This is a genomic window from Photobacterium sp. (assembly GCF_033720175.1).
Classification (GTDB): domain Bacteria; phylum Pseudomonadota; class Gammaproteobacteria; order Enterobacterales; family Vibrionaceae; genus Photobacterium.
Window position 1 is genome coordinate 124,796 of sequence record NZ_JAWWDA010000008.1, and the last position, 23,031, is coordinate 147,826.

Sequence of the window (23,031 nt, forward strand, 5' to 3'; positions counted from 1 at the left end):
ATGAACGTACGAATAACGCGGTATTATTGCAGTCTGAATTTACTCACAACAGATTTCAATTGACTGTTTGCAGCAGCAAGATTGATGGTTTCATTGGCTGTAGCTTCCCCATTTGCTGATAATTCCCCCACAATTTCACGAATAGCAGTCATATTACGGGTAATTTCATCAGCAACAGTACTTTGCTGTTCAGCAGCGGTAGCAATCTGCGTATTTAGGTCATTAATGTGCGTCACTGATTGAGCGATCGTATCGAGGTCGTTTGCCACCAAAGACGTACTTTCCACCGTTCTCTCGCATGTTGATTTAGTGATACCCATGGCAGAAATGGCTGTATTTGAACCATTGCGTAATTTATTGAGGGTCTGTTCAATCTCAGCCGTACTGGTTTGCGTTCTGGCAGCAAGCGCCCTGACCTCATCGGCGACAACGGCAAAACCGCGACCTTGCTCACCGGCTCGGGCCGCTTCAATGGCAGCATTCAACGCAAGCAAGTTTGTTTGGTCTGCAATTTCACCGATTACCTGCAGTACATTGGTGATATCTAGGGTGTCTTTTCCAATTTCTATAATGCTGGTAGCGGTGTTTTCAACTTCTTCAACGAGCTGAGATACCGTCTTTGTCGCACCGGTTACAATACTCTTTGAATCGGTAACTTGCGTGTTGGTATTATGAGTGAACTGGGACGCTTCAGCTGCATTACTCGCCACATCATTTGCCGTGGCGCTCATTTCCTCAATAGCGGCAACAATCTGTGTCGTTTCCGTTGTGTGAGCGGTTAGCACTTGGTTATTGGTATCTGTTTGGTTTTTAAGTTGGTCAACGCTGTTAGCGATGTGTTCAGAAGACTGCGAAACTTCCAGCATCAAAGACTGTAAGTTAGTAATAAAGGCATTGATCCCTCCTGATATTTGCCCCAGGTCATCATCGCTGGTAACCGGCAGTCGTCGAGTGAGGTCACCGTTACCTTTTGACAGGTCGAGCACGACGTCTTTGAGGGTGAGGATTGGACGATACAGAACATTTAATATTGTAACGACAAGAATAATCGCGATGGATAGCATTACCAGTGAAGATATAATCGCATCTGTCAACGCCTCATCAACAGCCGCATAAGCAATAGATTTATCAACACTAATAACCAGGTACCATTTTTTTCCATTTACTAATGTGATTGACTTAGTAAACGATAACTGCTCAGCGCCATTCAGTGAGTAAGTTAAATTGCTCTCCTCTTGAGACAACATCGCTTCCTGCACTTTCCCCATACCAATATCGGAAAATCGTGTTCCTACCGCAAGTGAAGACGAACTAGAAGCTAACATTTTCCCCGTCTCGTCGACAATGGTGGTAACCGCCCCCGGAAAATTAACACCTTTCACAGTATCAGCAAGGATAGACAGTTCGATGTCACCCAAAACAACACCACTTTCAAATTTTTTCACAATAGAAACAACCGGGAGACCTGTCGTTGCATCATTATAGACATCCGTTAAATCTAAGCCGTTTGCCGCCTTACCTTTTTGATACCAAGGGCGAGTACGGGGGTCATACTCATCAGGGTCTTCAACACCATCATTCGAGTATGAACGGCCATCATCAAAGCCGTACAGCACCGCTGTCAGATCGCTGGCATCTTTAGTAAATTTAGCTGTTTCGACATAGCTTTCACTCGGCTGGCCCGCTTTATAGTGGTTAACCAGTGAGTCGATTGTACGAGTTTTACTCTGAAACCATGTCTCAATATTATTCGCTTCATACCTAACGGTGGATATTGATTGGGCATCTATGTTCTGAATCGTATGATCTCTTAGATCGGTATAAGAAAGCCAGTTAGCTGTCAACAAGCACACGCTAGCTAACACTATTACCGAGGCGATTATCGTATTTTTGAATCCTAGAGATTTCATTTTTTACTGGGCCTATATCAGAATAAAAAAGGGTAAACCCACCGCTATTATCAGACCTGTTGACTTAAGGGTGGGTGAATAAAATCGCGGATACTATGCGATCTCTAATCGGAGAGGTAGGCATATTTATGGCAAGAATTAAATTTGTGATGTTGTGTCCAATTTCGAAAGTGGAATATTTTGGTTTGAAAGGCTGCCAGGAAGATAGTAATACTCGAAGCTGCAGCGTATAAGCTGATGATAAGCTTAAAATGATACGATTCTCCCCACAACAGAGAGTCCAACAAAAGGAAAAATCATCGCCATAAGGAATATTTCATTCCCTATTTTTAGTATTTTAGCTCTATTCTTTCAATTCCGCTCTAAAAACACACAATTCTGATTTTAGGGTGACGACATGTAATATTCGCGTACCCGTGAATCATTTTCATCAACCATGTATCAGCCTGTCAGGCCGATGGCACACTTTAAAAAGCGGTAACCGATACCAATTACGCGATTATTCGGCGTATTTCACATCTGAAAAGTCTCAATTTCAAAGCGGACTGGTTATATAAAACCCCACCCTAACGCATAATAATGCATTTATGGCACAGCATGTTTCAACCATTTTTTACCCTACAGCGGTTATTTCTCACCCGTTACAATTAACTTACCACGATACATTTGCATCTGGCAGGTAAAACTATATTCGCCAGGCTCTTTAGCAGGCAAAATAACGTCTTTGCTTTTGTCCAGAGGTAGTTCCTCGCTGATATCAAAATCCGCAAATACCACAGTAGCTGCACACGGTGATGCATCTTTGCGGACAAAACGTAATGTTGCCGGCTTGCCTGCAGGTAAACGGATCCGTGATGGCTCATAGGTACCGTTTTCAACCGTTATCATGATCACTCCCTCATTGGCAGTAACCTCCTTCGGTTTATACAGCCAAAACCACCAAACAATTAAACCGATTAGCGACAGCCCCAGTAGGTTAATTATTATCATATAATGTCCTCCCGTTAATGTTCTTGTGCCTTGAACAGCCGTAAGCGGTTAGCATTACTGACTACCGTTAACGAAGAAAAAGCCATTGCCGCCCCTGCGATCACAGGACTTAGCAGCACCCCGAAGAACGGATAAAACAGTCCGGCAGCAAACAGAACACCTGCTGCGTTATAAACAAATGCACCAAACAGATTTTGTTTTATATTACGCAGCGTTGCTTTGCTCACTGCTATGGCATCAGCAAGACCGTGTAAGGAACCTCGCATCAAAGTAATATCGGCACTTTCAATCGCCACATCGGTTCCCGTACCGATGGCAAAACCGACATTGGCCAGCGCCAGAGCAGGCGCATCATTAATGCCATCACCGGTCATACCAACAATTTCTCCTTCCATTTGCAGCTCTGCGACTTTATTTGATTTGTCTTCTGGCAAGACTTCTGCAAAAAACTCCTTAATTCCCACTTTGGCGGCAACGGCTTCGGCTGTCGCCCTGTTATCACCAGTGAGCATTACTACGCGAATACCATTGTTCTGCAATCGCTTGATTGCACTGATAGAGTCTTCCTTGATCGGATCGGAAACGGCAATGATTGCAGCCAGTTTGCCATCAACAGAAAGGTACATCGGTGTCTGAGCTTCCTTGGCCATTGACTGAGCGGTTTCGATATGCGGTTCAATCTCGATAGACTGATCGCGCATCAATTTCTCATTACCAAACAATAATTTGCATCCACGAACTGTACCCTTTACGCCATGCCCTGCTATTGCCAGAAATTTTTCAGCCTGATCAGGAACCAAACCTCGCTCTTTAGCGGACGCTACAACCGACAACGCCAATGGATGCTCAGATCCGGCCTCCAGGCTGGCAGCCAGTTGCAAGACTTCTTTCTCATCCGTAGCTTCAGCCAGATAAATACGGGTAACTTTAGGTGATCCCAAAGTAATCGTGCCGGTTTTATCAAGGATCATGGCGGTTATTTTTGACGATGTCTGCAGTGCTGCGCCATTTCGGATTAATACCCCTGCTTCCGCGGCTTTACCGACCCCCACCATAACAGACATAGGTGTAGCCAACCCCAGAGCACAAGGACAGGCAATAATTAACACCGATGTAGCAGATACCATAGCAAAGGCAACTGCCGGGGCTGGACCGAAATTAAGCCACATAAGGGCGCAGACTATAGCTATGATCACTACCACCGGCACAAAGTAGGCCGAAATGATATCAGCGAGGCGACCAATCGGCGGCTTAGAGTTTTGTGCCCGCCTCACCATACTGATGATTTTAGCGAGGGCGGTATCTTTGCCGACCTTGGTTGCTTTAAACACAATTGAACCACTTTTGTTCAATGTTCCGGCGACTACTTCATCACCACCGGTCTTTTCGACCGGCATGGGCTCACCAGTCAGCATTGACTCATCGATTGCGGTATGGCCTTCTGTTACCACTCCATCTACCGGGATTTTTTCTCCAGGCCGGACCCGTACACTATCTCCGAGTAATACTTGCTCAATAGCAATATCAACATCGTTACCATCCCGGATCACCCGAGCGGTCTTGGTCTGTAAGCCAATTAATCGCTTGATGGCTTCAGATGTGCGACCTCGAGCTTTGATTTCCAACGCTAGACCAAGGTCAATCAGGCCAATAATCATAGCCGAGGCTTCAAAATAGACATGGCGTGCCATTTCCGGCACCAGGTACGGAAAAAACACCACAACCATTGAATAAAGCCATGCCGTCCCGGTTCCTAGCGCGATAAGCGTATCCATATTGGCGCTGTGGTTTACAAAAGACTTCCACGCCCCGACAAAAAAATGTTTACCTGAAAAATACAAAACGCCTAGGGTCAGTAAACCAACGACAAACCATACCGCTCGCTCTGTGGTCGTTGTAACTGTCATTTCACCGACAGCAATACTGTAGATCATTAAGGGAATACCGAGTGACAAGGCTATTGTCATTTCGAGCATTAAGCGTTTGTAGTAAGCCCAATCCGCCATTTCTTTCTCATTAAGCAGATCTTCATCGCTCGTTTCTTCACTACTCCTAGCGTTATACCCTGCCCGTTCAATGGCTTTTAGCAACGCCTCAAGCGGAGCATTTCCCGTCACCGTCACCGTGCGCAAAGCAAAATTCATTGATACAATGTCTACCCCCTCCACTTCCAGCAAGGCATGCTCGATCTTTTCAACGCAGCTGGCACAGTCCGCCCCATCAATAATTAACTCTTGTGTTGTCATATGGTTATGAGGATCATTTGAATTACTCACTTCAACCTCCTTCCCTTATTGAAGTTTCGAATCATTTCGAATGTGGATGAATGCGCAGTCTGAGAACCTAATGTTCATGCTCCTCTGACTCCATAGTGCCCCCCGCCAAGTAATCAACTAAATCTTCCAGATCCGGTTCACTCATTAGCCAGCGAGGCATCGTCGAATCCAATTGCTCTCCGGACGGGTCCACACCATAGGTAATCACCCTTTTGAGGCTCTCTCGGGTGTAAGCTGCATGATCGCCATGTCCATCACTATGATCACCGAACAAAGCTTCTGTCGTTAGCGAGGGGGCCTTCAGCCAGAAAGTCGGATACATCCGCCGACCACCTTCCCGCAGCACGCCATGACAGTCGGCGCAGGCCGTAACATGCATCTGTGCGTGCATATTCCCGCCTTGATAGGCAATCAGATACCCGGCTTGATTCCTTCCTGTGAAATATATCTGTTCGCCATTGGTAGGGTATGCCCGACTCTTATCTGCTGCGGAGTACATGTGGTTAACAGACATATCACAACCGACCAACCCAACTATCGTGGTAAGCAGCCATCCCCAATGCAGTTGCGATAATTGTATTCGCATGGTCCATCCGTGATGAATAGTAAAAAGTAATAACCGGTAATTCCCGTTACGATATAAATCATTCCGCCATCGCGGGTTTCGAATGTCATTGTCTTAACCCAGCCAGTTTGCGCCATTTGTCGTCATTATCGACTCAACCCAAGATGCGTTTGACGTTCAGCGTGACACCATGAACCGAGCTCACCTCTACCTGCTCACCCGGCTGAAGCTCCTCATCTGACAGGGCATTCCAAAATTCATTTTTCAGGCTAACCTGATAAAAGCCATTTGTCCTGCCAAGACAATACCCATTTGGTGATGCAGAGCTTCAGAACCCGTTACGACAGGTAAGCGCATGGCTCGATACGCAAACCAGTAGATAAGAATGGAAATGATAAATATAAAACCATAAATCGGGATGGCGAACGACAGTGGGGCCAACCAGAATATTGGCAACGCCAAAAAGGGGAGAAACAGTAAAATGTGGCACATAATACATTGGCCCTCGTGGATACACATTAGAAAGCCTAGCTGTTCGGACTGGAGAAATCCATATCACAGACTTTGATTTCAACTAAGGCTATTTAAGGTGATCACGACAACTTGTTTCATGTAAAAACTGAGTTTTTATTTTGATCACCAACTATAATTTTGTTCGCTGGCGGCTTAAGTTTTACAGCAGGTTAGGTTCTCAAACGTTCTCATTGCAATGCACTCTCTCAGCCCTGCACATCGAGGCAATGTAGATTACTTTCTTATTAAAAATATCTGCCTCCATCGCAGGGCTAGCCTACATGGCCGGCCCATTCCTTAGTTACGGCCATGTACACGGAGAACCCAACGGGCCGAGAATACCTACTCTCTAAACCGGGTGGTCATCTGCTTGAGCCAAAAGAAGCAGAGATAAGCTACCGAACAACCGAAGACGAAAATCCCGATCTCAGCCAGATTAGGCTGGTAGCTTTGCATAGCGCCGAGCCAGGTTTGCTTGGGTCCCAAAACCTGCAGTTGTCCTTGAGTGACAAAGGCCAGTTCTACCAATAATAGGGTCGGTAAGGCCACCATTGCGCTTATTGCCGGCTTCGCTTGATAAGTCATCAACGCCACCAAAAGCAGCAACGGCATCCAGAGTGCCACCCAAGGCTGCTCTGCCAGGATGCTGCCGCGAGCAAGATAGACGTAGTTGACCACCAACAGCAGCGCAAGGGTACCAAGCACTAACCGTCCAGGCATTAGTAGTACCGCACGTTTCTCAGGAATCAGCAATAGCTGAGCCAGACTCAGTCCGCTGGCCAGGGCACAGAGGAAGGTGAGAATGGATGCATCCACGCCATAGAAGCCGATCCGCCCGATCACCGTCCCGAATACGCTGCCCAATACCAGAGAAGCCGCTACCGCGACGCACAGAGTGCCTGCAGAAAGCCAGCGTTCGAAGCTGAAGGTACGTTCGCTTAGCAAAGCGTAGAACTTGATGCCAAGCAACAGCAGCTCGATGGCGTAGAGCGTTCCCATCCACCAAATGGGAGATTTGAGGTTGGGAGTCAAAACCAGCCAGAATACGTGGAATAATGAGCCGAGCTCTGTGGCCAAGGCCGCGAAGGCACCGATTAACAGCGACAGAGCAGTAATTAACAACAGGGACTTGTGGGCCTTGATGGCTTCGTTACCAAGCAATTCACCACATGTCAGAAGGATAGATATCCCAGTGCTGGCCAGCGCCAAAAAGATGTAAGTCACCAGTGGCAAGGTCCATACCAGGCCATCGTTGGTTGCAAAGGAGGGGCCAATGAACCACTCCTCAACGGCAAAGTAGCCTCCGAACAGCAGCCCGGCGGCGGACAGTGCCAGAAACAACATATTGAAATTGTCGGTTTTCATGGTGCTGTTCTCCTATGAGCGATGTTGTGGAGTGTAGCGACGGATATAATAGACCTTAGCGCCAGTCCCCAGCTCCGGTCTGAGCGGCTGTCCATTGTACTTCCTGATCAGCCGTGAAACCTGGCTGTCTGGATCATCCAGATCGCCTATCACGCGTGCTTGTGACGGACAAGCGTCCACACAGGCCGGATTCTGACCCGCCTTGAGTCGGTGTTCACAGAAGTTACACTTCTCCACGGTGCCGCGCGCGCGTACCTGCGGATAAGTGTTGGCACCCTCCGGATTGCTATGGGGGCTGCCTTCGCCACCCGCTTCCTCCAACATACTGATTGGCGTGAAAGTCCCTGCGGCCACTCCAGTGTTATCCTGCCACCTCTTGTGCGGGCGATCCCAGTTGAAGCTGATCACCCCATATGGGCAGTTCACCATGCAGGCCTTGCAGCCGATGCATTTGTCCGGATCATGGAGGGTCAGCCCCCCCTCTCCCTTATGCATCGCCTGGCTCGGACAGCCTTTGACGCAGGGAGCGTCATCACAATGATTGCACATAGTCGATATATATTCGAAACTCACGTCCGGATACTTACCGCTGGTCGTGGTGATCTTATCGCACCAGTTGATCTCGGGCGGGGTATTATTCTCTGCCTTGCAGGCAAAGATACAACCCGCACAACCTACGCATTTCTGTTGATCGATTACCATTCCATAACGCATCGTCTAGCCTCCTATACTTTCTCAACCCGGACACCAATCTGACCGTAGAAGGCCGAGGATCCAGACAATTGCTCATAGACCGGAGGCAAGAGTTCATTATTGTTGCCACCGAATGGTATTTTGCCGAACTGCTGAGAAGCTATTCGGCCATAGGCCCAGTGTCCCTGACCAAACGCCTTGGCGACTGTTCCGGGGCGTACGCCCTCAAACAGAGCCGCTTCACAAACAATACTGCCTTGTATCGAAGTAATTCGGATGGTATCGCCATCTTCAATACTCAGCATCTTCGCATCTATCGGGTTTAATTTGGCGACGTCCGCATACTTGCGAGCCCCGGGATCAACGTCAAGATTTTGCTGGTACCAGAATGAATTGGCCGATCGGCCTTCCCGGCTCAGGCGTGACTTATGGTCGACGAACAACATAGGGAACGCCTTCTCATCGCCGTACCGGAACGGAGGCTCGTAGTGCGGCACGAAAGCCTGTTCACCACGGGCTAAGTAACCAGTGGCTTCCATCACCTGATCCACGTCGGTATGATGTTTCTTAGCGTGCTTTTCCAGCGCCTCCTTCATGGTCTCGCTGTAAAACTCAAACTTTTTGGTCGCTGTTTTCATCTGGCTCCAGCGCTTGCGGAACGAATAGGGCTTTGAGTTCCACACTCCTTTATCCTGAAACTCCTGCCAGCCACTGAAGTGATCCCCTTCTATATATTGGAGCGGATCCCAAAGCTTCTTGGTCAATAGCTTGGTGGCATACAGTGCCAATTCATCGGCATTGGTTGGCTCCTTACCGGTTTCCGGATCCTTGAATTCCGTTATCAAATAACGCATCGGATCCTTGAATCCGCGCCGGGCCAGTTCTTCTGCTATCAACCAGGGAATACCACATTCATCCTCGACAGAGAGCCCCAGACGCTTGATCATCGGCTGGCTAATCGAGACTTGGGTGTAGCGATTACCTGCCGTTTTCTGAATGCCCCAGCGCTCGAACATGAAGTGCGGCGCTGGCAGGATCAGATCGGCATACCAGCTGAACTCACTAATATTGGTCGTAATATGAGCAACAAAAGGGACCTTCTTCAGGGCTTCTTCCCATTGCTGACCACCCGGAGCAGAGAAAGTGAAGTTATTAAAATAACCGAGTACGAAATCCGGCAGGTAAGGATCTTCCGTCAGGATGCTCTCGGCAACTGCGTTGGTGACCACACCTCCGCCACTTTTGCCTTTTTTGAGCGCCGGAAACTCGAGCCGGCCACGACGGTCGATCTTCTCTTTCTTGAGGCCTTGCTGACCGATTTCGTCCGCGTATTTCTTAGACGAGGGGATTTCTCCCAGCGGTACCGAGGCCCACTTAAGCACGCCACCTTCCTGGTCAATGGCGCCGAGCAGGCCATTCAGCGCATGCAAAGCCATGGCGGTATAGCCACCACGGTGCTGCATTTGAACCCCGCGTGCCCGCCAGACCTGTACCCGTGGTGCCGCATCTGCCAGTTTTTTCGCGAGGCGACGGATCTGTGCCGCCTCTATACCGCTCAGCTCAGCAGCCCACTCAGGGGTATGTTCTTTCAGCTCAAGGTTCCACCAACGTACCAGCCCGTGAGAATGCAGCTCATCGAAGTACTCAGGATCTACCTCTTGCCCCGCGACAAAACGGTTCTGGCCATCTTTGAAGTCTCCGATAAAGGGGCGGTGCCAGCCGCCATCGACCAGGATCTGATGGGCTAAAGCCAAACCGAGAGCCGCATCCTGCCCCGGCACGACCGGCAACCACTCATCAGCCTTCGCAGCGGAAGCAGAGAAGCGCGGGTCTACAATAGCAACCTGGGCATGATCCAGCGTATTGCCCCACTGACTGCAGTAGTAGGAAACCTGCCGGTTGGCACTCAGAGGATCCACGCCGAACGAAAGGATATAGCGGGTATCTTTGATATCATATTGACGGTATCCCCAGTCACCCTCTGTAAAAAAGCTGCCCAGCTTATCCGCCTCAGCGCAAAGAGCACTGTGAGTAATAGCGTTAGGCGAACCCAGAACCTGGGTAAAATTCTTGATCAGCAGATCACTGAGGTAGGAGTAACGCCCGCGAAGGGTGACGTAACGATGAGTTTCGTTGCGCTCACGAAGCGCCATCAGGCGATCCGCCATCAACTTAATCGCTTCGTCCCAGCTGATGGGTTTAAATTGCGGGTCGATGCCCCGCCCCTTTTCTGGATTGGTACGCAGCATCGGGGTACGCACCCGATCCGGATCATAAAGCTCTTGCAGAGCCAGGTACTGACGCGGACAACTGGAAGTACCATGTACCTTAGAATGTTCATTACCACGAATATGCAGGGCACGGCCATCCTGAATGTAAACCTGCTTAGCACAGAACGAGGTACAGCCATTGCAGGTGGTCCCAATCCACTTTCCACTGCCTGGTTCATATACCATGCCAGCCTTGGCCATCGCCATCATGATCGGCGATGGGGAAAACAAAGAAACCAGAGCCAGACTGCCGGTCCCCAACAACAGCTGTCGCCTCGATAGGCACAAACCATTCTTTTTGTTCATAGACTCAACTCCATTTCATCTTGTTAAAACCTGGATACAGTGGGTATAACAAGCGGGTTTCCGTCACTACCCACAGCGCTGAAATAACTATAGGCAGGATTTAGAGCCGTAATTGATTGAAGAATAGCGATTTATTGATGAGGATCAATATCTGGTTTAGTATCGCTCATCAACACAATGATGCTGATTGGTATAAGGCTAAATCGTACTGATAACCGTGAACGAGGCAACCTTCTGAAACGGGGGTAAAGACATGAGCTAAAGAATTTCAGATTGAAGTGGTTTGGCATACCTCACCAACATTACCAAATCTAACCCAAACCACTGTTAACAAGATATAAATGAGCAAGCACTCTAAATTGGAATTGGACAGAAATACGTTAGATCTTTCACTCTAATTCGAGAGCATTCGAGAGCGTTAGATAACCTCATCTAATGCAAAGCATCATATTGATGAGAAGAAGCTAGCGGTGAGTAAATTTTAAGTTGGCAATTAGCCGCATTTTTTCGTCGTTTTCGCTCTGAATGCTCACAATAGGTTGTCACTGCCAACAAGGAACCTACTACACTCTTAAATCTTCTGAGACCTTAAGCCAGTTTTCTGCTGAGATATTCAATCGATTTAAAATCGTATGACTTGTGGAATGCTGTAGCCCTGTTCGGTTATTAAACCTAAAGTTTTCTCTTTAAAATCTTTAGTATAACTGCGGTACTGTCTTTTCGTATTCATGCTCACCATCGATTGATGGTCCTATTATCCACAATCAAGGTGTCCAGATCGATTAGACCAGAATATCTAGCAGATTGGAAAGGTTTCGGGATTGGATATATCAATGTGATAATTCTCTCTAGCAATCTACATCATCAAAAATACAGCGTTCGTTTGAACTTTTAGCACTAGTGTCTGCTCTTGTGAATGTTTCATGAGAATTACTGCAATCATAACCAAATTTACTTTCAATATCAGACTTACATTCATTAAGAAACTCTTCAGCTTCTTCTAATAAAGGCATACTTTCTTCGTCTACAAAATGAGTTTTGTATGCTTTAATTGCTGATTCAAGATCTGAAAAATACTCCTCAGCTTCTTCACCGTCCCAATCCTGAGCATAATTATCAATCTCATTATAAATATTAAGAATTGACTCACTTTTAATTTTCTTAAAAACCACTCCTCGCTCAATATCAGTCAATAAGGAGTTTATGCTATGTTCAAAAATACCTGAATCAAATTGATTAATCGCAATCGAAGACAATTTTTTTGCGGCGGAGATCCTAAGTTCCTCTTTTAAAAGCCCCACCAAGTTAAGCTTTAAAATGACTTTTAGTTCACTACAGTGTTTTAATTTTGAATATACACCCAAAGAAGAGACATATGCTGGATTTGTTTCCACTAACTCTTGTAAAAAGTTTGAATCACATTTCTCAGATAAAAAATAGGACATGAGAATGTTATTCATGTAATTTTTTCTATCTAGCTTCATCATACGTTCTATCAAACTTGAATAGTAATACTTAGGCACGACAATTTTTACACCTTCAACATCACTAACACCACAACTAACCTCTCTAAATATTTTTATCAAATCAGCCCCTAACAAATATTCATTTAAGAACTCTCTATCAGAAGAAAACTTATTAGCTAGAGCATCCTGAATAGTTGGGTGCTTAAACTTCCAAAAATATTGACCACCTTGTTGATATTCAGTTGTAAAGCTCCCTTCAAGAAACGTCAATGCTTTAATAACTTTATGTAATGAACTTCCAAGCCTATTTATATAGTCCGGATCTGCTACCTCAAGCTTCACAGGACTTTCAATCTCACCGCCATTCATAAACAGTACCGTCAAAGCGGCCTTACAGTGAACATCAAGGTTATTTATTGTATCAGCTAAAAAACCCATTGGATTGCTAATAAATCTAGTTACACTTTGACCATCGATATTTAAATTTTTTGTAAACTGTTTATCTCCTAATCGCCGAGCTACCTCCGGAGAAAAACCACTACTCTCGACTATCATCTTCAAAAATGGCTTCAGACTGGTCTTGTAATTTTTATTTTGATTCCCCAATTTAATATGGTTGTACAATATTTGTTCTCGTTCATCTCTAGATATCTTCTCTACATAAATCGTAACTTGAGAATTTCGTAAAACGGGTACTGCATGTTCTTTAAGATATTCTTTTGCTTCTCGGTATATGTATGTTCTAGATGTAAATATTATCTTCGTTCCTTTCCCTATCGCCGTATTTAAGTGGCTGAGCGCAGAATTCCAATCAGTTGCTTTAGAAAAGTCTAACTGTGTCGCACCAAAAACATCATCTACCCAAAAAACTTGATTTATCTCATTTGGATTCCAGTGTTTTTTAAATTCTTCTGGCGAACTTACTTTAATAGATCTTGATTCCCATCTGTCAATAGAAGAAAGAACAAGAGATGCTGCAATAGTTGACTTTCCCGACGCTGGATCTCCTAGCAATAAAACAAAACCATTTTCAATTAATGCTTTTACACTCTGGCTATATGCATCCGTAATAACAAATTTCGCAATATCTCCCCCCATCGAAGATAAAATTTCATTTGCTTGAACATATGCTCTTTCATCAACTATCTGAGACAAATCTCCCAATCCATAAACTCTTGGAACAAGCATTCTTAGTTTTGGGGATTCTGTGATTTTCTGGCTTAGCCATTGCCCTGTGAACACTCTACAAACTTTAATTCCATTAATATTCTGGAAAGCCTCAACTATTTTAGTTTCAGCATCTGCTGACACTTTTGCATTTGTAAAAATGAAATAGTTATCGCATAGCCCCTTGTTTACTAATGCCTGAACCTTGCTCAATTCATGTTTAACATGACTAAGACTAAAATTTGCATCTGGTTTGATGGTATGTTTGCACTGGACAGTAAATGAACCATTAAAGCTCTCATTATTATCAACGTTGTCCCAGATGCCATAAAACGCCAAGTCTCTACCACCATCATTCACTTCAGAAAAACTCTGAACGGTTTGTCCCAATATGCTTGATAACACTGTCGAACATAGCTGTTGAAAAGCCTTCCAACCTAAAGTGTGAAGTTCGTATGTCACATCAGTTGCTTGAACCGTCGCCATGTATATTTCCTTTCACTATAAGATGAAAATAATCATTTGAATTAAGATTTTGCGTGCAGCATAACCCATTTTAAACTCGATTAAATCCTTGTTAAAGCGGTTAACTCCTTTTTCAATAAGCTGTTGTGAAAACTTGAAGATTAAGCAGCTTAAACGATGCTGAGGCATTCTAGGTTTTGATTAAAGAAACGTTACATCGCAATATGACACTCTCAATTTCAGGTGGTGTCTAGCTCAACTGGTGTGGATTACAAAATTTATGGAAAATCATAGGCAGAAAAAACAAAATCTGACCTAACTCATAACAAAAGATGGCATATGCAGCAGAGCAACACGATATTGGTGATGCTTAGCTGCTTTACTACCTGCTGTCCCCGACACTTAGTAACTATTTAATTTCAGACATTTTATTATAGTGCTCGGGATAACCTGTTTTATAAAAAAGCAATTTAAATGCTTCTTTAAAAATATCGTAATCAAACTCTTTGAAGTCGATAATGTTCTGACCAACTGAGTGTGATTCTCTATTGATATATCTCATAAACGCTTCAAATTTGTTTTGTTGAAGTTCTTCAATATCAGCAACGTTACTCAGTTCTATTTTTTGAACAAAACCAAAAAAGTACTCTATTATATTCCTCATGCAATTCGCTATTAAAGCGGGTGGTTGTTGGCCATCATTAATCACCGACCAGTAAGATTGGTAGTCGTTTTGGACTTCTTGGTAACTCATTTTATTGACCGATGAGCCAGAAGAGTTTTTTGATAATCGAAATAGTTCCTGCTCTTTTTTGCGTCGACTATGATTCGTATCGGTAAGTTCATAGAAAAAGTAAAGACTATGAGTGAGTACAAAAACTTGTTCAACATCATCTGATTTGAAAAAGTCATTTTTTATCAACCTGCCAATATTGTAGACAAAAATGTGAGATAGACTTGATACGGGATCATCTATAATCGCAATCTTCTTTTGTGGCATTTCAGTTGCCGACTGTTTGCCTTTGATTAGTTCTCTAAAATAGAGAAAACTAATCATCATTTTTTCGCCTTCACTTAATGATGTAAACACGTCTTCGTCAGCGCCAGAGCGAACCACTCGATACAAATTACTTTCATGTTTCTTAATCGAAAAATCTGTAATGCCAATATCTTCTAAACCCTTGGATATATTTTCTACAGCTTCGTCGATGTTAACCGTGTTTTTTTGTTGTTCTACAATTTCTGCTTTTTTTGTAATTATATCTTTTGTCTTCTGGTCTTTTACAATCTTTGCCGCATTAATTACCGTTTGAGCATCCTTATCGATTTTGTTATAATTAGAAATTGTTTGGTCATACTCATACCTTAAGATATCCCAGAACTCTTTTTTAATACGTGCTTTTTCACTACTAACGTTTTCAATTTTTTTATTATGTTTGATAATTGAAGCATTAACTGACTCTATGAGTATATTAAAGCTGTTAACATGCGGGGACGGGTCTTCTAACTTTATTTGAGTACTTGGTTTCGCTTTCTTGTTTTGAATTAAATTTTTATTATTTTCGATTATTTTTACGATCAATGAATGCTCTTCTGTTAGCTGCGCTAAATGCTTGACCGCATACTGGGACGATTTGTAAACATCTAACTTTGGAAAGTCTTTGATCAGAGTTTCATATTCTGTTTCTATCAATTTAATAGCATTTATTTTCTCTTCATATGACTCATCAAAATAGTCTTTGATTTGTCGTATCAACTGTTCGGTCATGGTTTGGGATTGACAGAATGGACATTCGTCACCATTGATTAAATCAAGGTATTTTAATCCTGAGCTAACCCAATCTGAGTTTTGTAATTTTTCTATCAGCGTTGCTACAGGGCTATCTTCATTACCAATGATAATTTCATTCAGTGCATCTACACTAATTTCAGATAGGGTATCAAACGTAATAACGTCCAATGTACTGAGTTTGACGGCAGTATCACCATCTATAGCATTTACCTCTACTTTAAGATCGTCTATTGTTTTCTGAGATTTGGTCACTGGTTTAGATAACGCGCTTATGTGTGCGTATAACTTCGACTTATTACCTTTTAAGTTTTCCAAGCAGTATTCAAGAACTCTATCTCCTCCCGTATATGTTTGCTTGATCTCCCAGACCTTTTTTTCAGCAGAAGATTTAGCTTTTTCTACCATTATAGCTTGCTCTTCAATATTAGTAGCTTGTTTCTTTTTATCTGTCTCCAACACCTCTAACTCTTCAGTTTTCTTGGCTATTTCTTCTTCTACTTGCTTATTTTCTTCAGAAAGACCAAATATTCCATTCAAGCTATCAGGAGAATAAAAGTTGTTATTTATAAACTTCTGATTGTAGACAAGGACTGTTTCACCGTCACGAGTGTTAGAACAAGCTTTATACTTAAGATTTTCTGGATCGTAGAAGTAGTTTGAAAACGTACTTTTCCCAGAACCATTGAGACCATAAACTATATTTATTTTCTTATCAGTTGTTAATGTAACCTTTGATTTATAACTTGCTACATTATCTAAAATAATCTCTGTAATCACAGCACAATATCCTTTTAAATAGATGATATGACACCAATATAACATATTGTTTTTTATGTTTTTTTGAAGTTGGTCATATGAGTCTAGGTGGAAAGTGTCATGTGAGGTTTTATTGAGGTTCTGGGGGCGTTTGAATTAATATCCCTCTCAAAAACTACCGCGAATCGTCAAATTCTCATCGCATCATCCATACCGAAAATAGGAATGCTTCGGTTACTTAGCCACAGATCAGAAAAAGTATGTAAAATCTGCTGGCAACAATCACAGATCGAGTAAACATTCTAACAAGAAAAGGGGCAGAACCGTGTTAAGACAAGGCCGCCGAAGCGACCTTTTAAGCTTGTTATTCCGTGAGACACATTACGGGGGTTATGGTAAATCTATCTTGATTTCACGCGCATCAAAAACTTCTTTAGCCACCGCCATCCCCTTCAATGCTGCAGGAAACCCTGCATAGCTGGACATTTGTATAATGACCTCCACAATTTCTTCAGGCAAGCATCCAACATTTAAAGCGGCATTAATATGGCCTTTTAGCTGTGGTTGGCAATGGCCCATCGCGGTAAGCGCGGCAATAGTTGCTATTTGTCTACTTTTTAAATCAAGACCAGGCCTTGAGTAAATATCACCAAAACCAAATTCAATAATATATCGACTTAAATCAGGCGCTATATCTTGCAAGCTATCAATAATTTGATGGCTCGCTTCACCATCAATTTCTGACAGTTTATTAAGCCCTTTAACGTATCTTTCACTGCTCATGTTTACTATCCATCGAAAGCTAAGATTTAACAGATTTGCTTATATCTTTCCACTCTGCATCAAAAACATTTTGATTATTTTCTCTGATTAACATCGTCGGTGGTCAGGGAAAACATACGAAGAATAAAACTTCTTGTACGATCAATATTTTACGTGGTCTTGTCGATCTTTAATGACAATATAATCGATTGATTTACATGCGCTTTGTTATTTTAATGCTATTGGCCTGCCTATAAAATCACCAGTAAATCAATACACTTCATCAAAACATGCTGAATCTAAAATCGAGCTCACTACATCATTAAAGCTCAAGCCTGACTCTTTCGCTGCCATTGGGAACACACTACGTGTGGTCATTCCTGGTACGGTATTCATCTCGATAAGATGCACTTCCTCATTCTCATCTAAAATAACATCGACACGCCCCCAACCACGACAACCTAGTGCTTCATAAGCTTGTAAAGTTATTAATTGCATATGTGTTTGTTGTTCAAGAGTGAGATCACTTGGACAATGATACGTGGCACTTTGACTACCAAACTTTGCATCAAAATCAAAGAAAGCTTCAGATTTTATTTGCACCGCAGGCAACGGCTTGCCGGCTAAAACAGCACAAGTGTATTCTCGTCCAGTTATGAACGACTCAACCAAAACGGTATCATCGTACTCAAATGCGTTGATTACCGCTTCAAATAACTGTGCTTGATTTTCGGCTTTAGCAATACCAATACTACAACCTTGTGTTAATGGCTTAACAACCACTGGGCATATTGCTTGCGACAACATCGCTTTAAGCTCTTTCTCTGATATATTTTTATTTACTGTCAGCCAATCAGCAGTCTTAAGATTGGCAGAACGCCAGATTTCTTTGGTTTTTAATTTATTGAGCGACAGTGCAGACGCTAACATACCGCTTCCGGTATACGGGATTTTCAGCAAGTCGAGTAGTGCTTGAATATGTCCACCTTCCCCCATGCCACCATGTAGTGCGATAAAAACCTTATCAAGATTAAAGAAACCTTGCAGGGTTATATCAATATGTCGAGGATCAATAGACATCACTTCGTGTCCCATCGATTCAATTGCATCAGCAATGCACTTCCCCGATTTTAAAGACACCTCTCTTTCACTGGAGTCACCGCCCAGCAAAACACCTATTCTCATTACATACTTCCATTATTATGTGAATTCATACTTAACCGTCTTTTTCTCAATATCTAATTCAAAGCCGCGATTACACATGCGGCTTTTCTTCTTTTTCAATGCTTATCTTTGGGTTCTAAGTCGCAACGTAAACCAAATAGAAACCACTAAACTTTGGCTCTAGCTCACATTGTTCATGTGGTTAATTAATGCCCTGTCACGCAAAATTATATTTCCCTATATAAGGTAGCTCGGGATTGTTCAACACTTCGGAGAGGTGTCGGCTTCGCGACATCTCTCCTTATCTGTTATGAGTGTAACCAAAGGGCGATACTTTAAGTTAGCTATCAAAGTTCATTACTTCCGTAATAGGGTTGATTTTTGGTGGCCATTTTTCATGACAACGGTATGCCATTACCTTTTTAAGAATAATTTCTTCTAAACCATCCAATTCATCATTAGATAACCGTCCACTGCTATATTCAATAGCATTTACAACCTCAATATCCTGAACCACTTCCGCCAAAGCTATAAGTAAACGAGCTCTTTTAACATTTTCCATTTTGAGTCCTATGTAAGCAAAACGACTTTAAAAACCATTAGATCATAGACACAATGACTCCCAGGAGGTGCTAGCCTCCACGTCGTGGGTTAGCTGTAACAGCCAGAGCCATAATATATGCGGCCAACTTACATGCACGGGAGGCCAATCTGACTAAATATATCATACTTTTCATTTGCTTATGAGTTTCTATCAAAAAGTGTAGTCTAACTACACGCGTACTGATTTTCAGATACTATTAGGCTGCAAGCGCGTAAAACTCATCCCAAACAGATAAACATTCAGGGTTGTCGAGTTGCCCATTTTTAATCATCGATCAAAACTCCACGCCAGCGAGTGTGGCCTTTGCCCCTTCGTCTGATTTCCACCCTATATATTGATTCATTTTACCTTTTACTCTGCGGTGGCTTTGCTCGACGATATTGTTCAGATACTTGATTGAAAGGATTTCAATTGGACTAAGCATGAAAACAACGATTGTGTGAGCTACTATTACATAGACCCACAAGGAAGAAGGGAAAACAATGGCTGATATCGTCATCGAGATATTTCGAGCAATTATAACCGGAGGGATAGTTATTTCCCTTCTCAAAGTACAACACGCCAAAGAATTAAGCCAAGCTAGTGGTTGGCGAACCATCGTAGCTGGGTTTGTCTTGATCTTCTTTGGAACGTTGCTTGATATCACTGATAATTTCGAAGAATTGAACCGTTTTGTAATCATAGGCGATACCGAACCCCAGGCGTTTTTGGAAAAGGTCGTTGGTTATCTTTTGGGTTTCCTATTATTAGCTTTAGGTATTCGGCAGTGGCTACCGAAGATCATCGAACATGGAGAGATAACTCGAAATAAACATAAACTTGAAGTGCAAAAAGAACGAGTGAATGTTTTGCGGGCAACAATGAGAACGGTCCATGACATTGTTAATAACTTTTTAAACAACTTACAGCTATTTCAGCTCGAAGCTGAAGAGAAGAATGCTTTGGATCCCAAGTCATTAGCATTGATGGAGTCCATAATCCAAGATACATCTACAAAACTGGCGAAATTGGGCGATCTCGATTCAACACCTGAGAAACAGGTGGCTGGCGGCATCGGCATTAACTATGAGGAAGGTACACAAGATACCGGCTATGTCGAAAATGTTACCAAGCAGAATCAGAAACCAACCTGCGTGAAACTATAGCGCCCTTCTTTTGGACAAAAGTAAGCTAGAGACTTTAGTCTAGCTCAGCTTACTTGGATTAGAAAAAATATAGAAAAGTGACCACTAACTATTACACTAAATCAGAATGGTTGAGACTGTTCTGATTTCTGCTCATTTCCTCACACCACAGCAGGTAGCCTAAGTAATTCAAAACAAGATTATTCTCGGTTTTATAGTACTGTAAAATCTATAAAACTTCTCGCTTATCAATGCAATAGGTTCGAATAAAAAGGAACGCCTCAGGCCGTAAACACCTCCAATGCCCCTTTCCTTCGTTCAGGGGGACGGTATTTTTACATGAGTCCACGCCAGACTTTAAATACTAAAGAAGTCAATAGGCTCACGGGCTTCACCACTGCTCCCGTCATTTAGTCATGCCTCAATCGGTGCTTGTAGGTGAATATTCGCCTGATAACTAACCGTCAGATAAGCTTAGCCACGCTCACCGATACACCGATACACCGACTGATTTTTTGTCAGTTAACACAAACATCATTCCAACAAGTAAGCTAGAATGAGATCTCATTACGAGTTTTTGCTTAAAGTTCAGACATTAAGGCCTCGAAAACTCGAGGCTTTTTACTATTTATGAGCTTTAGAACTTCTAAACCTACAAGATCTCGTTAACTTAAAGATCAATCAAACAAAGCTTTCATGCCTTTGAGCATATCGTCAGCGATAGTGTAATGATCTGCTTCCCAAAGCTGATCATTTAAGAATTCACCAGAATAGAATCCCTCGTAGCCGGTGCTACGAATCGCATCTATCCACTCTTTCAGCGGAATATTACCTTCACCAACAATCACTCCGCGTAGCTCTTTCTCATCCACCCAAGGTTGACCCTCGTCAGGACGGTAACCATCAGCAATATGTACATTATAAATCAGATCTTTATCAATTCGTGCCATATCTTCAGGTGTTGCACCACGGCATGCCCAAAAGTGCCAAGTATCTAGAATAAAGCCAAAATTATCGCGGCCAACTGCATCATACAGCCGGTAGTAGTCATCCAGCGAAGAGATTGGGCACCATGCTGCCCCCTCATATTGGAAACGAATTCCATGTTCAGCACCAATATCAACCATATGACGAATATTTTGCGCCGTTAGACGAATATTGTCTTCTTTAGAGAAACCATTCAGCGCTTCAAATGCGTTTAGCTGAATGCTTGGGCAGCCAATTTCTTTGGCAAATTTAGACAAAATTTCGACTTCATTAAAAACTCGCTTTTGCATTTCCTTATCCGGAGCTTCACAGTGCCCGATAATGTCAATTGCAGAAGGTGCAATGCCAGCTGCATCCATATGATCTTTGAAGTCTTTCGCGCTAAAACCCGCGTTAATGTAACGCCACAGCTTTTCTGTGTGAATCTCTAGTCCGGTGTAACCTGTTTCTTTTGCTAATCGAATATCACTAATGATATTTCCGTGAAGAGAGCACATACCGTGTAATGCAAATTTCATATTGGTTTCCTTTCAAGTCAATCATGTCGTTTCGGTTTGTAAATAGCATACATCGCGATGAAAAATTTTTTTTACCTTGCATCTCAATTTTCAAGAAAACAAAACGAAAGATAGAAACCTTGTTGGTATATTAGCCTTAATTGCTGTTTTATGGGACATGAAACTTGAAGAGGAATGAAAAAAATTTTTCATAATCCTGAGAGGTTGCCGCCATTACTATTTGACTAAGGAGCTGTTATGTTTAATGTTGCACTATTTGGTACAGGCCGCATTGGTAAAGTTCATGCGGAAATTATTAACAATCACCCAGAAATAAACCTGTATTCTGTGATTGACCCATACTTACCTGGGGCAGAAAGTATTGCCAATAAATACCAAGCTGTTATTCAGTCTGTTGAAGAAGCCATGAATGATGAAAACATCCATGCAGTATGTATTGCTTCAGCTACAGATACGCATGCTGAGCTTGTTGAACGTGCTGCGAAGAAAGGCAAAGCAATTTTCTGTGAAAAGCCGATTGATCTGTCTTTAGCAAGAATTCAGGAATGTCTTGCCATCGTAAATGACTACAAAGTTCCATTATTAGTTGGCTTTAATCGCCGTTTTGATCCGAACTTTCGTTATGTAAAAGATAAATTTAATGAAGGTAAAATCGGTAAAGCTGAGTCTCTTGTGATTACTTCTCGCGATCCACTGCCACCACCTGCAGAATATTGCAAAGTATCTGGTGGTATGTTCAGAGACATGAGTGTCCATGATCTGGACATGGCTCGATTTATGATTGGAGAAGAGCCAAATTCAATCACTGTACATGCATCGTGCGTTGTGGATTCAGCGATTGGTGAGGCAGGTGACGTGGATACTGCAACGATTGTTCTTGGTTTTCCATCGGGTGTAAGTGCAACCATTATCAACAGTCGTCGTTCAGGTTACGGTTATGACCAACGTCTGGAGCTTCATGGCGAAACAGGTCTGCTTAAGGTTGATAACCAAACAGAAAACCTAGTCCAGCACTGGAATGAACACGGCTGTACGGGTACCAATCCAGAGTTCTTTTTCCTAGAGCGCTACAACAACGCCTACATTGCGGAATGGAAACACTTTGCTGATATTCTGGCGGGAAGAACAGAACCTTGTTGTAGTGGTATCGATGGTCAGATCGCTTTGGAATTGGCTGAAGCTGCTGGTGAGTCGGCACGCTCTCAAAAAACTGTGCACCTAAATTTGGCAGGTAAATAGTATGCGCCCGATAATCCCACGGGGTGGTTATTAATGTGAGACGTTCCAGGGGAGCAATGCATTGATATCCGGCTCTAGCTTTGCCGGTTTTATCTTTCT

At 43.1% G+C, this 23,031-nt stretch carries 15 protein-coding genes and 2 pseudogenes; 2 read left to right on the forward strand and 15 right to left on the reverse strand.

Translation table 11 applies throughout. The features are described from left to right. Nucleotides 1-23 precede the first annotated feature (23 nt). From R3289_RS11240 to R3289_RS11300, 14 genes and pseudogenes are all read right to left on the reverse strand, one after another. A complete protein-coding gene (locus tag R3289_RS11240; protein WP_318925677.1) occupies nt 24-1,853 on the reverse strand; it encodes a methyl-accepting chemotaxis protein in 1,830 nt (609 codons plus the stop codon). 684 nt (nt 1,854-2,537) lie between these two features. After that, nucleotides 2,538-2,900 carry a cupredoxin domain-containing protein gene (locus R3289_RS11245; RefSeq protein ID WP_318925594.1) on the reverse strand — a complete coding sequence of 121 codons (363 nt, stop codon included), beginning with the start codon at nt 2,898-2,900 and terminating at the stop codon, nt 2,538-2,540. Nucleotides 2,901-2,914: 14 nt separating this feature from the next. Continuing rightward, a complete protein-coding gene (locus R3289_RS11250) occupies nt 2,915-5,176 on the reverse strand; it encodes a heavy metal translocating P-type ATPase (RefSeq protein WP_318925595.1) in 2,262 nt (753 codons plus the stop codon). A gap of 67 nt (nt 5,177-5,243) precedes the next feature. Continuing rightward, the gene (locus R3289_RS11255; protein WP_318925596.1) at nt 5,244-5,762 is read right to left on the reverse strand and encodes a c-type cytochrome; all 519 of its coding nucleotides are present in this window, start codon (nt 5,760-5,762) and stop codon (nt 5,244-5,246) included. A 133-nt stretch (nt 5,763-5,895) separates the two neighbouring features. Then, a pseudogene (locus R3289_RS20545) lies at nt 5,896-6,018 on the reverse strand (NfeD family protein); the annotation flags it as partial. Nucleotides 6,019-6,596: 578 nt separating this feature from the next. Beyond that, nucleotides 6,597-7,619 carry a hypothetical protein gene (locus R3289_RS11260; protein WP_318925597.1) on the reverse strand — a complete coding sequence of 341 codons (1,023 nt, stop codon included), beginning with the start codon at nt 7,617-7,619 and terminating at the stop codon, nt 6,597-6,599. A gap of 12 nt (nt 7,620-7,631) precedes the next feature. After that, nucleotides 7,632-8,333 carry a 4Fe-4S dicluster domain-containing protein gene (locus R3289_RS11265; protein WP_318925598.1) on the reverse strand — a complete coding sequence of 234 codons (702 nt, stop codon included), beginning with the start codon at nt 8,331-8,333 and terminating at the stop codon, nt 7,632-7,634. A gap of 11 nt (nt 8,334-8,344) precedes the next feature. Next, the gene (locus R3289_RS11270) at nt 8,345-10,888 is read right to left on the reverse strand and encodes a molybdopterin-dependent oxidoreductase (protein WP_318925599.1); all 2,544 of its coding nucleotides are present in this window, start codon (nt 10,886-10,888) and stop codon (nt 8,345-8,347) included. An 848-nt stretch (nt 10,889-11,736) separates the two neighbouring features. Further along, complete coding sequence (locus R3289_RS11275) at nt 11,737-14,007, reverse strand: restriction endonuclease (RefSeq protein ID WP_318925600.1); 2,271 nt, start codon at nt 14,005-14,007, stop codon at nt 11,737-11,739. Nucleotides 14,008-14,395: 388 nt separating this feature from the next. Next, on the reverse strand, nt 14,396-16,555 hold the full coding sequence (locus R3289_RS11280; RefSeq protein WP_318925601.1) for an AAA family ATPase: 2,160 nt from the start codon (nt 16,553-16,555) through the stop codon (nt 14,396-14,398). A 369-nt stretch (nt 16,556-16,924) separates the two neighbouring features. After that, nucleotides 16,925-17,317 carry a carboxymuconolactone decarboxylase family protein gene (locus R3289_RS11285; protein WP_318925602.1) on the reverse strand — a complete coding sequence of 131 codons (393 nt, stop codon included), beginning with the start codon at nt 17,315-17,317 and terminating at the stop codon, nt 16,925-16,927. A 249-nt stretch (nt 17,318-17,566) separates the two neighbouring features. Further along, on the reverse strand, nt 17,567-18,481 hold the full coding sequence (locus R3289_RS11290) for a D-alanine--D-alanine ligase (RefSeq protein ID WP_318925603.1): 915 nt from the start codon (nt 18,479-18,481) through the stop codon (nt 17,567-17,569). 319 nt (nt 18,482-18,800) lie between these two features. Beyond that, nucleotides 18,801-19,022, reverse strand: coding sequence for a hypothetical protein (locus R3289_RS11295; protein WP_318925604.1), 222 nt, complete (start codon nt 19,020-19,022; stop codon nt 18,801-18,803). 238 nt (nt 19,023-19,260) lie between these two features. Further along, nucleotides 19,261-19,488, reverse strand: a pseudogene (locus R3289_RS11300) (DDE-type integrase/transposase/recombinase); the annotation flags it as partial. Nucleotides 19,489-19,546: 58 nt separating this feature from the next. Here R3289_RS11300 and R3289_RS11305 point away from each other — a divergent pair. Continuing rightward, complete coding sequence (locus R3289_RS11305; protein ID WP_318925605.1) at nt 19,547-20,209, forward strand: hypothetical protein; 663 nt, start codon at nt 19,547-19,549, stop codon at nt 20,207-20,209. 656 nt (nt 20,210-20,865) lie between these two features. Here R3289_RS11305 and R3289_RS11310 read toward each other — a convergent pair. After that, nucleotides 20,866-21,693 (reverse strand): sugar phosphate isomerase/epimerase family protein, encoded by an 828-nt coding sequence (locus tag R3289_RS11310; RefSeq protein WP_318925606.1) that lies wholly within the window; start codon nt 21,691-21,693, stop codon nt 20,866-20,868. Nucleotides 21,694-21,930: 237 nt separating this feature from the next. Here R3289_RS11310 and iolG point away from each other — a divergent pair, with 237 nt between their 5' ends. Continuing rightward, nucleotides 21,931-22,932, forward strand: a complete 1,002-nt coding sequence (gene iolG, locus R3289_RS11315) for an inositol 2-dehydrogenase (RefSeq protein WP_318925607.1) — start codon at nt 21,931-21,933, stop codon at nt 22,930-22,932. The last annotated feature ends 99 nt before the right edge of the window (nt 22,933-23,031 follow it).

Bases quoted from the DNA above. Each gene is read 5' to 3' on its own strand.
- R3289_RS11245 (WP_318925594.1), bottom strand. From the start codon at position 2,900: ATGATAATAATTAACCTACTGGGGCTGTCGCTAATCGGTTTAATTGTT.
- R3289_RS11255 (WP_318925596.1), bottom strand. From the start codon at position 5,762: ATGCGAATACAATTATCGCAACTGCATTGGGGATGGCTGCTTACCACG.
- R3289_RS11260 (WP_318925597.1), bottom strand. From the start codon at position 7,619: ATGAAAACCGACAATTTCAATATGTTGTTTCTGGCACTGTCCGCCGCC.
- R3289_RS11265 (WP_318925598.1), bottom strand. From the start codon at position 8,333: ATGCGTTATGGAATGGTAATCGATCAACAGAAATGCGTAGGTTGTGCG.
- R3289_RS11270 (WP_318925599.1), bottom strand. From the start codon at position 10,888: ATGAACAAAAAGAATGGTTTGTGCCTATCGAGGCGACAGCTGTTGTTG.
- R3289_RS11275 (WP_318925600.1), bottom strand. From the start codon at position 14,007: ATGGCGACGGTTCAAGCAACTGATGTGACATACGAACTTCACACTTTA.
- R3289_RS11285 (WP_318925602.1), bottom strand. From the start codon at position 17,317: ATGAGCAGTGAAAGATACGTTAAAGGGCTTAATAAACTGTCAGAAATT.
- R3289_RS11290 (WP_318925603.1), bottom strand. From the start codon at position 18,481: ATGAGAATAGGTGTTTTGCTGGGCGGTGACTCCAGTGAAAGAGAGGTG.
- R3289_RS11295 (WP_318925604.1), bottom strand. From the start codon at position 19,022: ATGGAAAATGTTAAAAGAGCTCGTTTACTTATAGCTTTGGCGGAAGTG.
- R3289_RS11305 (WP_318925605.1), top strand. From the start codon at position 19,547: ATGGCTGATATCGTCATCGAGATATTTCGAGCAATTATAACCGGAGGG.
- R3289_RS11310 (WP_318925606.1), bottom strand. From the start codon at position 21,693: ATGAAATTTGCATTACACGGTATGTGCTCTCTTCACGGAAATATCATT.
- iolG (WP_318925607.1), top strand. From the start codon at position 21,931: ATGTTTAATGTTGCACTATTTGGTACAGGCCGCATTGGTAAAGTTCAT.